The sequence below is a fragment of the Xanthobacter sp. NM-59 genome (genome assembly GCF_021401125.1).
GTDB lineage: Bacteria > Pseudomonadota > Alphaproteobacteria > Rhizobiales > Xanthobacteraceae > Xanthobacter.
Genome location: NZ_JACBFQ010000001.1, coordinates 446640 through 464042 on the forward strand (window position 1 = coordinate 446640; position 17403 = coordinate 464042).

At 67.5% G+C, this 17403-nt stretch carries 19 protein-coding genes; 8 read left to right on the top strand and 11 right to left on the bottom strand.

The window, feature by feature from the left end:
* Positions 1-73: 73 nt before the first annotated feature.
* Complete coding sequence (locus L0966_RS02095; RefSeq protein WP_234050797.1) at positions 74-781, bottom strand: TetR/AcrR family transcriptional regulator; 708 nt, start codon at positions 779-781, stop codon at positions 74-76.
* 216 nt (positions 782-997) lie between these two features.
* On the opposite strand from L0966_RS02095, the gene L0966_RS02100 reads away from it, so the two are divergent.
* On the top strand, positions 998-1711 hold the full coding sequence (locus tag L0966_RS02100) for a sulfate transporter family protein (protein WP_234050194.1): 714 nt from the start codon (positions 998-1000) through the stop codon (positions 1709-1711).
* 112 nt (positions 1712-1823) lie between these two features.
* On the opposite strand, the gene L0966_RS02105 is transcribed toward L0966_RS02100, so the two are convergent.
* The 5 genes from L0966_RS02105 to L0966_RS02125 all read right to left on the bottom strand — a co-directional run bounded on the left by L0966_RS02105 (position 1824) and on the right by L0966_RS02125 (position 6163).
* Positions 1824-3179: an AarF/ABC1/UbiB kinase family protein gene (locus tag L0966_RS02105; RefSeq protein ID WP_234050195.1), complete on the bottom strand. Its 1356-nt coding sequence runs from the start codon at positions 3177-3179 to the stop codon at positions 1824-1826.
* A gap of 30 nt (positions 3180-3209) precedes the next feature.
* Entirely contained in the window at positions 3210-3698 is a 489-nt protein-coding gene (locus L0966_RS02110) for a DUF6790 family protein (RefSeq protein ID WP_370640596.1), read from the bottom strand.
* Positions 3699-3778: 80 nt separating this feature from the next.
* A complete protein-coding gene (locus L0966_RS02115) occupies positions 3779-4654 on the bottom strand; it encodes a LysR substrate-binding domain-containing protein (protein ID WP_234050197.1) in 876 nt (291 codons plus the stop codon).
* A gap of 141 nt (positions 4655-4795) precedes the next feature.
* Positions 4796-5455 carry a DsbA family protein gene (locus L0966_RS02120; protein ID WP_234050198.1) on the bottom strand — a complete coding sequence of 220 codons (660 nt, stop codon included), beginning with the start codon at positions 5453-5455 and terminating at the stop codon, positions 4796-4798.
* Between the two features lie 117 nt (positions 5456-5572).
* Positions 5573-6163 carry a DUF721 domain-containing protein gene (locus L0966_RS02125; protein ID WP_234050199.1) on the bottom strand — a complete coding sequence of 197 codons (591 nt, stop codon included), beginning with the start codon at positions 6161-6163 and terminating at the stop codon, positions 5573-5575.
* Positions 6164-6184: 21 nt separating this feature from the next.
* On the opposite strand from L0966_RS02125, the gene mutY reads away from it, so the two are divergent.
* A complete protein-coding gene (gene mutY / locus L0966_RS02130; protein ID WP_370640597.1) occupies positions 6185-7324 on the top strand; it encodes an A/G-specific adenine glycosylase in 1140 nt (379 codons plus the stop codon).
* A 63-nt stretch (positions 7325-7387) separates the two neighbouring features.
* On the opposite strand, the gene L0966_RS02135 is transcribed toward mutY, so the two are convergent.
* From L0966_RS02135 to L0966_RS02150, 4 genes are all read right to left on the bottom strand, one after another.
* On the bottom strand, positions 7388-8584 hold the full coding sequence (locus L0966_RS02135) for a site-specific DNA-methyltransferase (RefSeq protein ID WP_304945413.1): 1197 nt from the start codon (positions 8582-8584) through the stop codon (positions 7388-7390).
* Between the two features lie 82 nt (positions 8585-8666).
* A complete protein-coding gene (locus L0966_RS02140) occupies positions 8667-9338 on the bottom strand; it encodes a hypothetical protein (protein WP_234050200.1) in 672 nt (223 codons plus the stop codon).
* Positions 9339-9400: 62 nt separating this feature from the next.
* On the bottom strand, positions 9401-10555 hold the full coding sequence (locus L0966_RS02145) for an OpgC domain-containing protein (protein WP_234050201.1): 1155 nt from the start codon (positions 10553-10555) through the stop codon (positions 9401-9403).
* 212 nt (positions 10556-10767) lie between these two features.
* Complete coding sequence (locus L0966_RS02150; protein WP_234050202.1) at positions 10768-11310, bottom strand: Hsp20/alpha crystallin family protein; 543 nt, start codon at positions 11308-11310, stop codon at positions 10768-10770.
* 288 nt (positions 11311-11598) lie between these two features.
* Between L0966_RS02150 and L0966_RS02155 the strand changes: the two genes are divergently transcribed.
* Complete coding sequence (locus L0966_RS02155; RefSeq protein WP_234050203.1) at positions 11599-12417, top strand: RNA methyltransferase; 819 nt, start codon at positions 11599-11601, stop codon at positions 12415-12417.
* Positions 12418-12709: 292 nt separating this feature from the next.
* A complete protein-coding gene (locus L0966_RS02160; protein ID WP_234050800.1) occupies positions 12710-13087 on the top strand; it encodes a DUF4189 domain-containing protein in 378 nt (125 codons plus the stop codon).
* Between the two features lie 177 nt (positions 13088-13264).
* Here the strand turns inward: L0966_RS02160 and L0966_RS02165 are convergent, their stop codons facing one another.
* Complete coding sequence (locus tag L0966_RS02165; protein WP_370640633.1) at positions 13265-13981, bottom strand: MgtC/SapB family protein; 717 nt, start codon at positions 13979-13981, stop codon at positions 13265-13267.
* A gap of 75 nt (positions 13982-14056) precedes the next feature.
* Between L0966_RS02165 and L0966_RS02170 the strand changes: the two genes are divergently transcribed.
* The 4 genes from L0966_RS02170 (at position 14057) to L0966_RS02185 (ending at position 17363) form a co-directional block, all read left to right on the top strand.
* Positions 14057-14302, top strand: a complete 246-nt coding sequence (locus L0966_RS02170) for a hypothetical protein (protein ID WP_234050205.1) — start codon at positions 14057-14059, stop codon at positions 14300-14302.
* Positions 14303-14408: 106 nt separating this feature from the next.
* Positions 14409-15836, top strand: coding sequence for a 3-isopropylmalate dehydratase large subunit (gene leuC, locus L0966_RS02175; RefSeq protein ID WP_234050801.1), 1428 nt, complete (start codon positions 14409-14411; stop codon positions 15834-15836).
* Positions 15837-16288: 452 nt separating this feature from the next.
* Entirely contained in the window at positions 16289-16741 is a 453-nt protein-coding gene (locus L0966_RS02180) for a metallopeptidase family protein (protein WP_370640599.1), read from the top strand.
* A gap of 61 nt (positions 16742-16802) precedes the next feature.
* Entirely contained in the window at positions 16803-17363 is a 561-nt protein-coding gene (locus L0966_RS02185) for a cytochrome b (protein ID WP_234050206.1), read from the top strand.
* Positions 17364-17403: the final 40 nt, after the last annotated feature.

Here is a 17403-nt window from a genome sequence, read left to right on the forward strand (position 1 = left end):
ATGGAAAACACCCTGGCGGGTCACGGCGGCATTCCCGTGACGGTGGGATGTGCGGCTACGGCAGGGCACGGGCTCAATCCCCCTTCGCAGGGGCGGGCGCGAGCATCCGCCGCACCAGCAGATTGAACGTGTCGAGCCGCCGGGGCAGGTCCCATGCGGGGTGGAGCTGGTGTTGCAGGATCAGCCCGTCGGCCAGCGCCTGGAGCATGACCATGACGTCGTCCAGGTCGAGCGCCGGGTCGATCTCGCCCCGGCTGGTGGCCACGGCAAGGGCCGCGCGCAGCTGGGTGCGGCTTTCCTCCTCGCAGGGCTCGATGATCTCACGCAGATGGGTGTTGCGGATGGCCTCGGCCATGATTTCGGGACCGAGCTGCGCGGTGGGCAGCGTCTGCTCCACCAGCAGCATCCGCAGGCAGTCGGTCAGGGCATCGAGCACCGAAGGGGCTTGCGCCAGGGCGTCGAGGATGTGCTGACGCTCATTGCGCTCATCGGCGACGATGGCTGCGATCAACTCTTCCTTGGAGCGGAAATACCGGTAAAAGGCTCCTGCGCTCATGCCCGCCTCGGCGCAGATCTTCTGCATGGAGGCGCCGTGGAAGCCTTCACGGGCGAAACAGGCCATCGCTGCCGCCAGAATACGCTTGCGCTGCCGGGCGCGGCGATCGGAAGGCGGGGCTTCGGGCCCGGCGTCCGTGCCCCGGCAGGCTGCTGCTCTACCGCCCATCTCGTCCGTGGGGCGCGCGGGCGCGTCGGCGGACGGCGTGGCGTGGGAAGATTTCATCAGCGGCACGCGCTCGCGCTCCTCAAAAGGGTGATGCCAGCCGATCGGGCATCGGGTGTGAGTGAACGTTCATTCGCATTCCGGGGCTGGTTATGCCGCTTCTGTCGTCCCAAGACAAGAGTGAACGTTCACTCGCTCCTGCGGCGCCGTGCCGCCGCCCCTTGAGGGGAGGGGGCGGAACGCTTAACTGTCGCCGGAAACCGGAGCCCTATCCCCATGCTCGCCGCCGCCCTTGAAGCCCTGCGCCAGACTTTCTCGCCTTTGCTGCGCGGGGTGCTGCTGCGGTCCATTGGCCTTGCGCTCGGGCTGCTGGTGGTGCTCGCCATCGCGCTCGAGGCGGCGCTGACCCACTTCGTCCATGTGCCGTCCTACCCCTGGGTGGAAACCACGCTGGCGGTGGTGGCCGGCCTGGGGCTGGTGTTCGGCGTGTTCTATCTGGTGCCGGCGGTGTCCTCCCTGGTGGCGGGCCTGTTCCTGGACGAGGTGGCGGAGAAGGTGGAGGCGGACAGCTACCCCAATGATCCGCGCGGGGTGCCGCAGCCGGTGCTGCGTTCGCTGCTCTACTCGGCCCGTTTCTTCGGCGTGGTGCTGGCGGTCAACCTGGGGGCGCTGCTGCTGCTGCTGGTGCCGGGCGTGAACGTGGTCATCTTCTTCGTCGCCAACGCCTACTTGATCAGCCGCGAATATTTCGAGCTCGCCGCCATGCGCTATCGCACGCCGGAGGAGGCGCGGGCGGTGCGGCAGGCCAACGCCACACAGGTGTTTCTGGCCGGGCTGCTCATCACGCCCATCATGCTGGTGCCGGTGCTGAACCTCATTTTGCCGGTATTCGGCACCGCCTTCATGGTGCATCTGCACCGGCGGATCGCGCCGCTGCCCGCGCGGCGGACGCCCGATGGCGGATTGGTCATCGAGGGCCGCGCGCTCTGAGGCAAGGCCCTCAGCCCGCTTCGTTTTTTCATGGGAGCACAGAAGCCGTCTGCTGTTTTACGGTGCGTGTTTCCTTAACGCGAGCCGGCTCCCGCTTCGCTCGGAAACGGCCCTAGTGCAGGCCCACGGCGGCCAGCGCCGCCATCTGGCGCACCGCGACGCGGCCCGCATCAAAATCGCCGATGGCGGTTTCAAACAGGCGGTGGAAATTGAGCTGCGCGCGCAGGTGCAGGAACACGGCCCCGAGCCCCACCGCCGCCCGGTCCATGAACACGAATTCGCGCGGCACGGTCACCGGTCCTAGGCGTTTCAGCTCGGTGTGAACCTTGAAGGCTTCCTTGCGGCCATACTGGCCCGGCGCCACCCCATCGGCGATGGTGCGCACCCGGTCGTCCATGAGGGGGCCGTAAATGAAGCGGGCCCAGATGTTCAGCGCGTCGATGAGGTCCTTGTTGAGGCCCTTGAAGCCCCAGGTTTCATAGGCGTGAACCACGCGCGCATTGTCACCGTCGATGAGGCCGCGATAGAGGTCCACCACCCCCGCCACGAACCGCGGCGGGAAGATGCGGATGCAGCCATAGTCCAGCAGGTTGATGCCCGCCGGATGTCCCGCCTCGTCGAGGAAGACGGTGTAATTCCCCAGGTGCGGGTCGCCGTGGATGACGCCGAAATGGCTGAAGGGCTGCCACCACGCCGCGAACAGCGCCTGCGCCAAAGCGTTGCGATCGGCCTGCGCGTGGCGGGTGAAGTTCAAGATCTTCTCCCCCTCCAGCCACTGCATGGTCAGCAGGCGGCCGGTGGACAAATCCTCCCGCACGGTGGGCACGCGCACGCGCGGCTCGTCCTTCAGCATCAGGGCGTAGAGGGCGGCGTGGCGGGCCTCGCGCTTATAGTCCAGCTCCTCGCGCACCCGCTCGCCGATCTCCTTGGCGATTTCGCGCGTGTCGAGGGTGGAATCCATGCGCCGGTGCAGGGAAAACAGGATCTGAAGCTGATTCAGGTCGGCTTCCACCGCCGCCTGCATGTCGGGATACTGGAGCTTGCAGGCCACCGTTTCCCCGTCGAGCGTCACCGCCTTGTGCACCTGGCCCAGGGAGGCGGCGGCGGAGGGCTGGTGCTCGAAGCGGGCGAAGCGCTTTTCCCAATCGCGGCCCAGTTCGGCGCTCATGCGCCGCTTCACGAACGACCAGCCCATGGGCGGGGCGTCCGATTGCAGGCGGCGCAGTTCGGCGGCGTATTCAGGCGGCAGCAGATCGGGCACGGTGGCCATCAGTTGGGCCACCTTCATCAGCGGCCCCTTGAGGCCGCCCAAGGCGGAGGCGAGCGCCGCGGCATTGTCGCCGGCGCGGTCGCCGCGTCCCAGCAGGCGATTGCCGGCGATGCGGGCCGCCACCCCGCCCACATTGGCCCCCACCTTCGCGTAGCGCGCGGCGCGGGCCGAAAAGCGGTTTCTTTCGTCGTCAGCCATGCTCGCTCGCGCCTCGCTGCCGCGCCGCCGTTACCCCCGCGCCCGCCGGAAGGTCAAAGCGAGCAGGATGATAAGGGCCAGGGGCGTCAGCACGTCGGTGTAGAGAATGGGGCCGGCATTGCCGACCGCAAGATTGCCCGTGGAGCTGATCTGCACGAGGTGGCCGATGGCCGCGCCGCCAAGGAAGGCCGCCACCATCACCGCCGTCGCCGCGCGAAAGCCCCAGTTCGGCCAAATGGCGGCGATGACGCCGGCAAGGCCGATGCCCAGGTTCGCCACCCCCACCTCATATTGAAACGGACTGTTGGCCCAGCCGATGGCGGCGGCGGACTGGACCGGGAACACAATGTGCCCCAGCGCCCCCCAAAGGCCCATCAGGCCCACCGGAAACAGGTTCGCATAGCGCAACAGCTGGTCCGCAATGAGGCGGACGCCCCGTGGCGCCGAAGCGCGCGCGACCCCGATTGCCGCACAGACAAGAACCGCAACCCAAGCGAGAATGGGAACCCAGAACACCATGACCGCTTTTCCCTGTCCTGTTGCGGCGCAAGGTGACAGATCGCGCGGCGCCTCGCCAGGGAATAAAAGCCGCTCCTGCCTCAGGCCACCGCGTAGAGCGGATGCTCGCGGCGGATCTCCTCGCACAGGATTTCCTCGACCCTCGCCAGCGCCGCCGTGCGGGTGCCGGAGCGGCCGTAGAGCACGAATTCCATGTCGGAAAGGGGCGCGGTGCCAAGGTCATTCACCACCGCGAGGTCATGGCGCAGCGAGCGGGGCGAGCGCACCGTCACGCCCAGCCCGGCGCTGACAGCGGCCATCAGCCCCGGCAGGCTGGGGCTGGTGAAGGCGACACGGAAGCTGCGGCCGGCGGCGCTGAGCGCGGCAATGGCGGAGTTGCGGCAGATGCAGGGATTCTCAAATAGCACCAGCGGTACCGGTGCCTCGCGGTCCAGCCGCAGGTGGCGGGAGGCGATCCACACCATGGGCTCGCGCAGCAGCACGGTGGAGGGAAGCTCGGTCTCGTAGCGAAAGCCCACCACCAGGTCGAGCTCTTCGACCATCAGCTTCTCCAGCAGCGCCGAGGTGGCGCACACGCGCACCGTGATGGGCGCCTGCGGGAACAGGCAGGCGATGCGCGACAAAATCCGCTGCATCACCCCTTCACCCACATCCTGCACGAAGCCGAGCCGCAGGGGCTGGGCGAAGCTGCCGTGCACATGCTGGCTCAGCACCTGGTCGTTGAGGTCCAGCAGCCGGCGGGCATCCTCCAGGAAGGCGCCGCCGCGCAGGGTGGGCACCACGCCACGGCCCTTGCGCTCCAGCACCGCGAACCCCAGCGAATCGGCCAGTCGGTCCATCTGCAGGCTCACGGCCGACTGGCTGCGCCCCACCCGGCGCGCCGCAGAGGAAATGGAGCCCAGCTCAGCCACCGCCACGAAGCTGCGCAGGAGGTCGAGATCGAAATTCCGGATCATATTATGAGGATAGCAAATTTATTGGCGCTGAAAAATCACGATTGCTGATGGCTGTGGCCCCCCGCCGTTGAGGCCGGCCCCAATGAAAAAGGCCCGGAGCTCGGAGCTCCGGGCCTTTTTTGATGTCGCGGGCTGATGGGCTCACTTCTTGGAAAGAAGCGGCTCCAGTTCCTTGTCCCACTCGGCGATGTCGAGAGAGCCGGAGAGCTTCTTGCCGCCGACGAAGAAAGTGGGGGTGGCGTTCACACCCAGCTCGGTGTTGGCGTACTTGGAGCTTTCCTGGACCTTCTGGGCCAGGTCCTTGTCGCTCAGGCACTTCTCGAAATCGGCCTGGCTCATGCCGGTCTGGCGCACAACCGCCAGCAGACCGGCCGCGGGGTCCTTGCTGTAGGCCCAGCTGCGCTGGGTCTCGAACAGGGTCGAGACCATGGGGAAGTACTTATCCTTGGGTGCGCAGCGCGCCAGCATGAACGCAGCGGTGGCAACCGGATCGAACGGGAACTCGCGGAAGATGAAGCGCACCTTGCCGGTGTCGATATACTTCGCCTTCAGCTCCGGGAACACTTTGGTGTGGAAGTCCGCGCAGTGACTGCAGGTCATGGAGGCATATTCCACCACCGTCACGGGAGCGTCCGGGCTGCCGAGCACTTCGGGGGGCAGGGGGCTCGCGGCCGGAGCCATCACCTTCGCCATGTCGACCGATTGCGCCAGCGCGCCATGGGTCGAAAGGGGGAGGCCAAGGCCGGCGAGGAGGGCGGCTGCGCCGGCTCCGGCAAGGACGCGGCGGCGATCGAAGGTCATGGGAGTCTCCATGGGGAAGCCGGTGGCGCGAGGGGCGTGGAGAGAATTCCTGCGCCAACAGCAGCGCGCTAGCATGTCACGCGTATGGCCGCAAATGCCTCCGCGATCACAGATCGGTCAAGACTCGCGTTTCAGTCCGCGCCGCTCGCGCCGCACCAGCGCGCCGAGGCGGGCGAGGGAGGTGGCCAGCGCCTCGTCTTCGAAGCTGCCGATCTCACGCGCCATCTCCTGGCGCACGGCGTTGACGGTGCCCGGCTCCGGCGGCGGCATGGCCAGAGGGCGGGCATGGCGCGGGGGAACGGGCCCCTGGCGCAACGTGATTCGCCCCACGCAGCGCCAGCCGAAATAGGAGTTGATGCGCTCGATTACCACCGCGGCCGCATATTGCATCTCGATGGCGTAGGCCCCTTCCACCCGCACCACGAGTGTCGCCGGCTCGGTTTCGCTGCCGCGCGCCCATTGCAGCTTCATGGGCAGGCTGCGCGGTGCAAGGTCGGGTCCAACGATCTCGTCCCAATGGGTCACCACCTCCACCACCGAAAAGCCGGCCTTGCCGCACACGTCGGCAATGGTGGGGGCCACGAAATCGGCGAGCGGGCGCGCGCTGCGGGGGCGGAAGGGGCGGGAGGGCGACTGGCTCATGCTACTGGCGTGGATCTTCTGGAACGGACGCAGGGTCAGGCGGGACGCCCCCTTGCGGCGGCGCATCAAGGTGGTCACCTTGCGCCCATGACATCTTCACCCGCCTCCGCCACCGGAACAAGGCCCACTGCAACAAGGCCCACGGGAGCAAGGCCAGCTGGCGCTCCGGCCCCGGATGCCCTGTTGGGCTGGTACGATATCCACCGCCGCCGCCTGCCCTGGCGCGCAGAACGGGGGCACAGGGCCGACCCGTACCATGTCTTCCTTTCGGAGATCATGCTGCAACAGACCACGGTGAAGGCGGTGGTGCCCTATTTCGGCGCCTTCCTTCTGCGCTGGCCCACGGTGGCGCATCTGGCGGCGGCGCCGCTGGAAGAGGTGCTCTCGGCGTGGGCGGGGCTCGGCTATTATGCGCGCGCCCGCAATCTGCACGCCTGCGCCAAGGCGGTGGTGGCGCGCCATGGCGGCCACTTTCCCGCCGATGAGGCCGCCCTGCTGGACCTGCCGGGTATAGGGCCCTACACAGCGGCGGCCATCGCCGCCATCGCCTTCAATCTTCCGGCGAGCCCCGTGGATGGAAATATCGAGCGGGTGGTGTCGCGTCTCCACGCGGTGGAAGAGGCGCTGCCGAAGTCCAAGCCCCTCATCAAGGCGCTGGCGGCGGAGCTGGTGCCGGCGGACAGGCCCGGAGACCACGCCCAGGCGATGATGGATCTGGGCGCCACCATCTGCACCCCAAAATCGCCAGCCTGTCCCCTTTGCCCCCTCTCGGAAGGATGCTGCGCACGGGCTGAGGGCACCATGCTGCGCTATCCGGTGAAGGCGCGGAGGCCGGAAAAGCCGGAGCGCGCGGCGGTCGCCTTCCTTGCCGTGCGAGCGGATGGAGCCGTGCTGCTGCGCACCCGGCCGGAACGCGGACTGCTCGCGAAGATGACCGAAGTTCCGGCGACGCCCTGGTCAGCATCGGAAGGCGTGATTCCCGAGGATCCCGCCCGCTTTGCGCCGTTGAAGGGGGAGTGGCGCGCGCTCGCGGGCGCGGTGCGCCACGTCTTCACCCATTTCGCGCTGGAGCTGACGGTGTGGCGGGTCGATCTCCCGGCGGATGCGCAGGCGCCCACGGGCATGCGCTTCGTGCTGCCGCGCCATTTCGAGGACGAGGCCTTGCCGTCGCTGATGCGCAAGGTGTTGACCTATGGCCATGCCGACCGGCCGCCGCGAAAGCGGTGACGCGGGCATCGCGGGAAGCGGCTGAGCCACGGCCCGCAGGCAGGGATCAGGGTCGTCGGCTGATTACTCGGCCGCGATGCCCATTTCTGCGCGCAGGCGGGCGCGGAGCACGTCGATGGGGTGGCGGCGGCCATCCTGTTCCACATGCCAGAAGGTCCAGCCGTTGCAGGCCTCCGCCCCCTGCGCCATGGCGCCGACGCGGTGGATGGAACCCACCTTCTGCGTCTCGCCGGCCAGGGCAATGGTGCCGTCGGCGCGCACTACGGCGCGGAAGCGGCCCTTGGCATCGGTCAGCTCGGCGCCCGGCGTGACGAAGCCGCGCTCCACCAAAGCGGAGAAGGCCACGCGCGGCGCCTCCCGCGCACTCTGCGGAACAACCAGGGCGTCTTCCGGCAACGGCTCGATGGCCGCGATGCGCGCCCGGGCCGCCTCGGCGTAGCTTTCCTCGCGCTCAATGCCGATGAAATGGCGGCGCAGGCGCTTGGCCACCGCACCCGTGGTGCCGGAGCCGAAGAAGGGGTCAAGCACCACGTCGCCGGGCTTGGTGGTGGACATGAGGATGCGGGCGAGCAGGGCTTCCGGCTTCTGCGTGGGGTGCAGCTTGCGCCCCTTCTCGTCCTTCAGCCGCTCCTGGCCGGTGCACAGGGGGAAGAGCCAGTCCGAGCGCATCTGCACGTCTTCATTGCCCGCCTTCAGCGCTTCGTAATTGAAGGTGTAGCGGGCATCGGCGTCACGCGCGGCCCAGATCAGGGTCTCGTGCGCATTGGTGAAGCGCCGGCCCCGGAAGTTGGGCATGGGATTGGACTTGCGCCAGATGATGTCGTTGAGGATCCAGTAGCCCAGATCCTGCAACGTGGCGCCGACACGGAAGATGTTGTGGTAGGAGCCGATGACGAACAGCGTGCCGTTCGGCTTCAGCACCCGGCGCGCGGCCATGAGCCAGGCGCGGCTGAAGGCATCATAGGCCGCGAAGCTCTCGAACTGGTCCCAGGCATCGTCCACCGCGTCCACGCGGCTTTCGTCCGGGCGCTTCAGCTCGCCACCAAGCTGCAGATTGTACGGGGGGTCGGCGAACACGAGGTCCACCGAGTGGGCCGGAAGCTTGGACAGCTCCAGGATGCTGTCGCCCATCAGCACCTCGTCGAGGGGCAATGGCGACGCGTTTTTTGTGGTCAAGGGGGTGATGACCGCGGGCTTACTCGGGTGCTCGCCGGAGAGGCGGGCCGCCCGCCCGGGCGCCCCCTTGACCACACTACGCATGACGCAACCCTACGCAACGCTTACTCACGAGACGCAATGTGGCAGCAAGGGGTTAAGGCGGGGTGAAGCGCGAAGAAAAAGCTCACCGCGTCACGGCGCGCACGATCGCTTCAGCCACCAGCTCGGGCAGGCACAGGCGGGTTTTCTGTTCGGCCGGGGTGGGGCCTTCGGAGGTGGTGGCTCCGGCGGGGGAGGCGGCCGGTTGGCCGGGGTGGGAGAGCAGGTAGTTCGTGGCGGCGTACTGCTGCACCACGTTCATCTTCTCCTGGTCCGAGACCGCGTCGATCTGGTCGACGATGCGGCCGTAGAGCTTCTCGTGGGGCACGTTGGGCACGAAGGGGGGATCGATGAGGACGAGGTCGATGTCCCGTCCCTTCAGGTAATCGGCTGCCTGCTCCAGGGTGTGGCCGAAGTCCTCCGGGTCGGTGGCGGCGAGGGCATCGCCCGTGCCCACCTGCCAGATGACCAGATCCGGCTCGAACTCCTCGATGGCGCTGCGGATGCGCTGGAAATCCTCACGCGCGAGGCCGGGCTGCGGACCTTCCTCGACGATGGTGAAGGCGATGTCCGGAAGGCGGCGGTTCAGCTCCACTTCCAGCCGGGTGCGCTTATGCTGGGACAGGGCCAGGCGGTCCGGCTGCGGGCCGATGAGGAGGATCCGCACCGGCTGGGAGCGGTCCACCAGCCGCTCGGTGTGCTTCAGGTCGCTGTCGAAGGTGAGGAAGATCTCCGGCACGCGGCAGGCTTTGGACATTCCGGCCTGCGCCTGCGGCGCCGCCAAAAGGACGGCCGACAGGAGAGCAAGGGCGGCTGCCCTCAGGCTTCCGGCGCCAGGGGCTGCGGTGCGGGCACGGTTTCGCGCGCGCGCATGTCGCGCGCATCCGCCACCCGTCCGCCCTTCTGCCATTCGAGCGCCCATGCGAGGATCCACTGGAGCGAGAACCCGACGAAAACGATTAACAGGTCGAATGAAAAGGCGCCATCGAATCCGGGTCTAAGCACCTGCGCGCCCAGGCTCAGCACGGTGCCGAGGCAGAACACCGGCAGCGCATGGCGCCCGATGAGGATGAGCGGCGCGCTCACGCGCGTTGCCCGCAGCCAACGCTCCACCGGCAGGCGGGCCGCGCAATAGGCGAGGGCCAGCACATGCAGCACCCGCGGCAGGTCCAGGCTCGACTTGTCGAAGTCCCAGATGAAGGCGGGCAGCGGCCACACTTCCAGTGAAAAGGGAAAGTCGAGCCGCGCCCAGACAAGCGCAGTCGCGAGATAGGCCGGCGCCAGCACATCCAGGCTGCGCCGCGCGAAACGGACGCCGCCGCGATCGATGCAGATGCCGATGGCGAGCCCCAGCGTGAACAGCAATTGCCACGCGAGCGGGTTGAAGTACCAGCGGCCCGCCCCCGGCCATACAGGCGGGCCGAGATGGGCAAGCTGGGTGGCCAGATAAAGCGCCGCCGAGGTGCCGACCCCCAGCGCGATGCTGCGCCGGGTGAGCAGGACCAGCACGGGGGCCAGCAGCAGCAGGCTCACATAGAGCGGCAGGATGTTGAGATAGGCCGGCTGGAAGGTGAGCAGCGCTATTCCCACCAGGGATTCCACCGGCGTTTCCGTGATGAGGTCCAGGTGATACCAGGCGAGCACCCGATTATCGCCCGAGAGCACCACGAACCCGCCGATCACCGCCACGGCGACCATCACCAGCGCGAGGTGGGCCACATAGAGGTTGAAGGCGCGCGTGATGATCCGCGCGCCGACGCGCAGCCGCCGCCCCGGCTCGAAGGGCCGCGCATAGGCGAAGGCGGCCGACACGCCCGCCAGCAGCACGAACAGCTCCGCCGCATCAGAAACGCCGAAGTTGCGGAAGGTATAGGCGCTGAGAAAATGGCCGGGCACATGGTTCAGGAAAATCGTGAGCAGGGCGAAACCACGCCAGAAATCGATGCTGACGATGCGCGAATCCCCTGCTGCCACCGCAGTCACTCCTCACCACCCAGTGAAAACACTGGCCCGAACACATGGTTCCCGCCACGGGCGGCGTATTTGCGGTGCAGCATGTCTCAGCCGCGCCCCATGTCAACACTGTCCGAAGGGCATGGGCCGATGCTCGGTGCCCTGCTGCCGCGGCGCTGGCCGCACCCCGCCCCGCGGCGCGGGGAGAGGCGCGGCAAGATGCCGGGCCGACCTCAGGCGGCCTTCACCTCGATGGTCTTCTCCTGGCTTCTGGCGGCGGCGCTCTTCGGCAGGGTGACGGTGAGCACGCCCTTGGAGAAGCGGGCATCCACCCGTTCCGCGTCCACCCCCTCCGGCACTCGAAAAGCACGCGTGAAGGTGCCGTAGCGGCGCTCGGAAACGTAATAGTCCTTGTCCTTCTCCTCGCGCTGCTCCCGCTTTTCGCCGCGAATGGTGAGGTTGCCGTTGGCGAGCTTCACCTGAATGTCCTTCTCGTCCATTCCGGGCAGCTCGGCGCTGATCTCATAGGCGTTGTCGCGCTCCACCACGTCGATGGCCGGCGCCAGGGCCGCGGAGCCGAGGCGCGGCCAGGGCAGATCGAGCCCGCCGCGTGCCAGCGGGAAGCCCAGGGCGCCGATGCGGAAATTGTCGAACACCTGTTCGATGTCCTGTCGCAACTGGTCGAAGGGCAAGCCCATCGCCAGGGGCCAGGAAGGCCGGCCGGGGTCGGCCTTGGCGGGAATTTTTTGCACGGGAACTTTCTGGATCTCAGCCATGATCGTCTCCTTCAAGCAGGCAATGGACGCGCGGCGCACGGCCGCCTCGGTCTCATCGGCTTCGCGCGGGCCGGGGCTTGAACCCGGACACTCGCAACGGGAAGTCGAACGCGATCACTTCACGCCGGCGCCCCGCAGGGCCTTATGCCGGCAGCGATGTGATGCACCAGGACGATGGCGGCATTGTGCCCGGCGGCGCGAGCCGGCGCATGGAAAGCCCCTTCTGGCGGAGGAACAGGCTATAAGGCGCGGCTCCCGTCTTCCCAGCCGCAACCCGGTCCGTCCCTGATGCTCCTTCCCATTCTCGACCCCGAAGACCCGCGCATTGCTGACTATCGCGATGTGCGCGAACGCGACCTTGTGGGGCGGCAGGGGCGCTTCATGGCCGAGGGGGAGGTGGTGCTGCGCCTGCTCGCCAGCCATGTGGACGGGGAAGGGCGCACCGCGCACGGTCATCGCCTGCTGTCGCTTCTCCTCTCCGAGGGACAGGCCGAGCGGCTGGGTGATGTGCTGGGTCTGCTGCCGCCCCAGCTTCCGGTTCATGTGGCGGGGCAGGGGGTGATGGACCGCATCGTGGGCTTCCCCATCCATCGCGGCATTCTCGCCCTGGGCGAGGCGCGTACCGCGCCCCGGGCGGCGGAGCTGCTGGCGCGGCTGGGGGAGCACGCTTTGGTGGTCGCGGTGGCCGGCATCACCAATCACGATAATATGGGCGGCATCTTCCGCAATGCGGCGGCCTTCGGCGCCGACCTCGTGCTGTTGGACGCGGCGAGCTGCGATCCTCTCTATCGCAAGGCCATCCGGGTCTCGGTGGGGGCGAGCCTGATCGTGCCCTTCGCTCGACTGCCGGATGCCGCCGCAATCATGTCGGAGCTGGAGGCTGCGGGGGTGGGCGTGGTGGCGCTCTCGCCCGCGGGACGGGAGCGGCTTTCCGCCATGGTGCCGCCGCCCCGTGTGGCGGCCCTGTTCGGCACCGAGGGGCCGGGCCTGCCCGACACTGTGCTGGCCGCCGCGCGCACGGTGGCCATTCCCATGGCGCCGGGGTTCGACAGTCTCAACGTCGCCACCACTTCCGGCATCGTGCTGCATCATCTTGCGGGGGTGTGAAGGCCGTGGCGCGCCGCGATCCCTTTTGCTTCCTCGGCTTTGGTTGGAGATGCGCCTGGGAGCGGAGGTCACGCGCCAGGCTCATGGGCGGATCATCATCCGGGGGCCGGTGCGGCTCGGTGGCAACCACAGCCCGCAAGGGGCTGCCTCCCTTCTCGGCCCGTGTCATATTGGCTCGAAGATGTGACGGTATCTTCCCTGAGATGTACGGGCGATGATCCGAACGCTGAACGCGCCGTCTGCCGGGCGATTTTCAGGGGCAGCCGCGCTTCAAGGCTGGGGGGCTGTGGCGATGGGACTTGTGACGGCGAGGATGATCGGTCTTGCGGCCTTTGTGCTCTGCGCGACGCCGGCGCTGGCCGATTCATATGGAGCCATCGCGGTGGATGCGGTGGCGGGGGCGTTCGGCGCCAGCGTTCATTCGAGCAAGGACGAGGCTGAGCGCCGCGCGACCGCGGAATGCAAGGCCAATGGCGGCGGCAGCGCCTGCGATGAAGAAATATGGGTGCACAATGGTTGCATCGCCTTCGTCTCCGCCTCGAAGACCGCCTGGGGCGTCGGGGCGAAAGGCACTGAGGCCGATGCCGAGGCCGGCGCCATGGGCAAATGCATCGCCACCGGCGGGACGGAAGCCACCTGCAAGTCCGTCATCCAGTTCTGCGTGAAGTGATCGCGAGCGGCGCGGCTTGCGCCGGTGTCCCGCCTGCATGGCCGCAGGATCCTGCGCGCCGCCGCTGCGGTGGCTTTGTTGTGTGCCGAGGGGCGGGGTGGCGTTCCATGTGCCACCCACCATGTCCGGCCCATCAGGTCCGGCGTCGTGCTTCATTCCCTCGAGGCCGGGGCCGTCTCAGCTCTGGGTGGTCGCTTCCCAGGTGGCATAAGTGACGTTCGGCAGGCGCTGCAGCTTTTCCACCACGGCGTCGAGTTCGGTTCGGTTCACGGCGGTGCTCACCAGCTTTGCCACAATGCTGACCCCGCCGCCGGGATGGGATTCGGTCTCCATGTCCGCGGCCGGATATTTGGCCAGCTCCAGCGCATCGCACACCAGGTCGCGGACGGTGGCGGCGGACGCCGTGTCCGTATAGGCGCGCACCTCATAGGTGACCTCGGACACGCTTTCATTGATGGGAATGCGGTCGATGAAGGCCGCGAGCGGTCGCAGCAGCGTATTGCCGGCGACGATGATGAAGGTGATGAGCACGGCCTGGGCGATCATGTCCGTGCCCGCGCATGAGCCCACCGCGGCAGAGCACCACAGGGTGGCGGCGGTGTTGAGGCCGCGCACGTTGAGCCCTTCCTTCATGATGACGCCGGCGCCGAGGAAGCCGACGCCGGTGACCACATTGGCCACGACGCGCATGGCATCCTGCGAGGTGCCGACCCGGGTCGCGAGATCCGCGAAGGCGGCCGAGCCCACCGCCACCAGCACATTGGTGCGCAGGCCCGCCGTGCGCTGGCGATATTGCCGCTCAGCACCGATGATGGTGCCCAGCAGGAAGGCTGTGGTGAGACTGATGAGGGTGTCGAAAAAATCCGCCAGTTCAAATGTCGCAAAGGCCGCCACTCTGTCCCCCACCTGCTCGCCAAGCGTCGCCACCACCGGTCCCGGTGGTCTTTTGTGAAGGTATCGCGACGGAGCATGACACGACGATGTCAGCGCGGGATCCCGCACCGCACGATTGTCGTGGAAGCGTGGAACTGCTACAAACCCGCCATGTCCAATGTGTGCGCCATTTTCACGAGCCTGAGCCGGGCGGCCTTCTGCGCCGCCGGGCCGTTCGCGCGCACCACCATGGAATTCGCGGCGGTGCCGGACCACGTGCGCCTGCCCGGCCGCTTCTTCGGCCGCTTCACCACCGCCGCCTCGGCCGTGCTTGCGCGCTGACGCGCGACCCTCTCTTCCGCCTTTCGCATTCGGATCGGCCGCCATCGCGCGCGCCGGCCTCAACTCGGCTTAAGACCCAAGGACACGACCCATGACCGCTCCTGCCATGACCGCACCCGCCGGCAGCCCGCGCACCCTCTACGACAAGATCTTCGACGACCACGTGGTGGCGCGCCAGGAAGACGGCACCTGCCTGCTCTATATCGACCGCCACCTGGTGCACGAGGTGACCAGCCCGCAGGCGTTCGAAGGCCTGCGCATGGCCGGCCGCAAGGTGCATTCGCCCGAGAAGACCCTGGCCGTTGTGGACCACAACGTGCCCACCACTGACCGCACCCTGCCGAACCCCGACCCGGAGAGCGTCGCCCAGATCGCGGCTCTGGCCGAGAACACCAAGGAATTCGGCGTCGAGTACTACGACGCGTTCGACAAGCGTCAGGGCGTGGTGCACGTGGTGGGCCCGGAAGAGGGCTTCACCCTGCCCGGCACCACCATCGTCTGCGGTGACAGCCACACCTCGACCCACGGCGCGTTCGGCGCCCTCGCCCATGGCATCGGCACGTCCGAGGTGGAGCACGTGCTCGCCACCCAGACGCTGATCCAGAAGAAGGCGAAGAACATGCGCGTCACCGTCGACGGGAAGCTTCCCGAAGGCGTGGGCGCCAAGGACGTTATCCTCGCCATCATCGGCACCATCGGCACCGCCGGCGGCACCGGCTATGTGGTGGAGTTCGCGGGCGAGGCCATCCGTTCCCTCTCCATGGAAGGGCGGATGACGGTGTGCAACATGACCATCGAGGGCGGCGCCCGCGCCGGCCTGATCGCGCCCGACGAGAAGGCGTTCGAATATCTCAAGGGCCGCCCCAAGGCGCCGACGGGCGAGGCCTGGGAAGCGGCTCTGCGCTATTGGCAGACCCTGCGCACCGATGAGGGCGCGGTGTTCGACCATGAGGTGCGCCTCGACGGCGCCAACCTGCCGCCCATCGTCTCCTGGGGCACCAGCCCTGAGGACGTGATCTCGGTGGAAGGCGTGGTGCCCGATCCGGAGCTGATCGCGGACGAGGTGAAGCGGGCAGCCAAGAAGCGCGCGCTCGCTTATATGGGCCTCACCGCCGGCACCAAGATGACCGATATCGCCATCGACCGGGTGTTCATCGGTTCATGCACCAATGGCCGCATCGAGGACATGCGCGCGGCGGCAGCCATCGTCGCCGGCCACACCATCAATCCGAATGTGTCGGCCATGGTGGTTCCGGGCTCGGGCCTGGTGAAGGAGCAGGCGGAGGCCGAGGGCCTCGACAAGATCTTCACCGCCGCCGGCTTCGAATGGCGCGAGCCGGGCTGCTCCATGTGCCTGGCCATGAACGCTGACCGGCTGAAGCCGGAGGAGCGCTGCGCCTCCACCTCGAACCGCAATTTCGAGGGCCGCCAGGGCTTCAAGGGGCGCACCCATCTGGTGTCGCCCGCCATGGCGGCGGCGGCGGCCATCGCCGGCCACTTCGTGGACGTGCGCTCGTTCCCCAAGGCGGGTTGAGGTCAAGCGGCTGTTGCACGCGGGCGACGCGCCATCTCAAATGGCATGTCGCCCCGTCACAACAGCGTGATCGCACGCGGTCAATGCTACCCACGCCCCGGCGGTCCCGGTCAGGCGGGCGTGGCGGCGGTGAAGGCGGAAGCCGTCGCCGTGGCTTCGTGAGGGGCGAAAAAGGCAGCAATTCCAAGGATGGTCGCCAGGGCACCGGCGACCGCAAGCTTGCGAAGCATGGTGGTTCTCCTGATCTCTGTCTGCCGCCTCAACGGTGGAGAAGATTAAGAGTTCCTTAACCATAATGGAGCGGGGCGCCCCCAAACGGTGTCGTCCTTCTGGTGTTTCTCAAGTTCACGGCGCCGTGATGACCAAGATGTGCATCGCAAACATCTTGTCCCGCACGTGCTTCGTATTCGACGGGAACTGACCCGCGTGGGTTTGGGCTCAAGGAGCAGGGGATGTCGGCCAAAGCGAAATCCGGGGAGAGCACCCGCGCCATGCCCGCGCGCTCATGGGCTCGCCTTGAGGCGCCGACGCTGGCGGACCTGGAGGCACTGGCCCATGAGGCCTTCACCCATCTGCCGACCGAATTCCGCAAGCTGTGCGCCGATGTGGTGATCGTGATCGAGGATTTTCCCACCGATGAGGTGCTGGACGCCCTCGGCGCGGAAACCCCTTTCGATCTGCTGGGCCTGTTCCAGGGCCTGGGCCAGGCCCAGGGTGGGGCGCTGGCCCAGACCGGGCAGATGCCGAACATGGTCTTCCTCTATCGCCGGCCGATCCTCGATTACTGGGCCGAGCACGAGGAGGCGCTGGGCGATATCGTCACCCATGTGCTGGTGCACGAGATCGGCCATCACTTCGGCCTGTCGGACGACGACATGGCCACCGTTGAAGAGCAGGCGGATTAAGCGCCATGCTGGAGCCCATTGGAGCCGAGGCCCGCAGCGGGTCCGAACAAGGAACTTTCCTATGCCCGTCGATCCTTCCCTGACGCGCTATCCGGCCCTGCCGCGGGCCCTGCACTGGCTGACCGTGCTCGCGGTGATCGTCGTCTATGGCGTGACATATCTCGAGGCGTTCTTCGCGCGCGGCACGCCGGAGCGGGCGTGGATCTGGTGGACCCACATTTCGGTGGGCCTGTTTCTGCTGCTGGTTCTGGCGCTGCGCGTGCCGGTGCGCATCTTCGGCCCCATTCCGGGGCCGTCGCGGCAGATCAGCCGTCCGGTGGCGCTGGCGTCCGAGGCGGCGCACGGGCTGCTGTATCTGCTGGTGATCGTCACGCCCTTGGTGGGCATCTATCTCGCCTTTCTGCGGGGCGATGCCGTCACCTTCTTCTCGCTCTTCACCATCCCGTCGCCGGTGCCCGTGGACCGCGCGTTCGCTGGCACGGTGAAGGAGGTGCACGAGGTGTTGGCCAATGGCCTTGTGCTGCTGGCGCTGCTGCACGCGGCGGCGGCCATCGCCCACCATGTGGTGCTCAAGGATGACGTGCTGAAGCGGATGCTGCCGCAGCGCGGCGAGGGCGCCTGAGGCCGCTCTGGAATTTGGCGCGCCGGAGTGATCTGGCGCG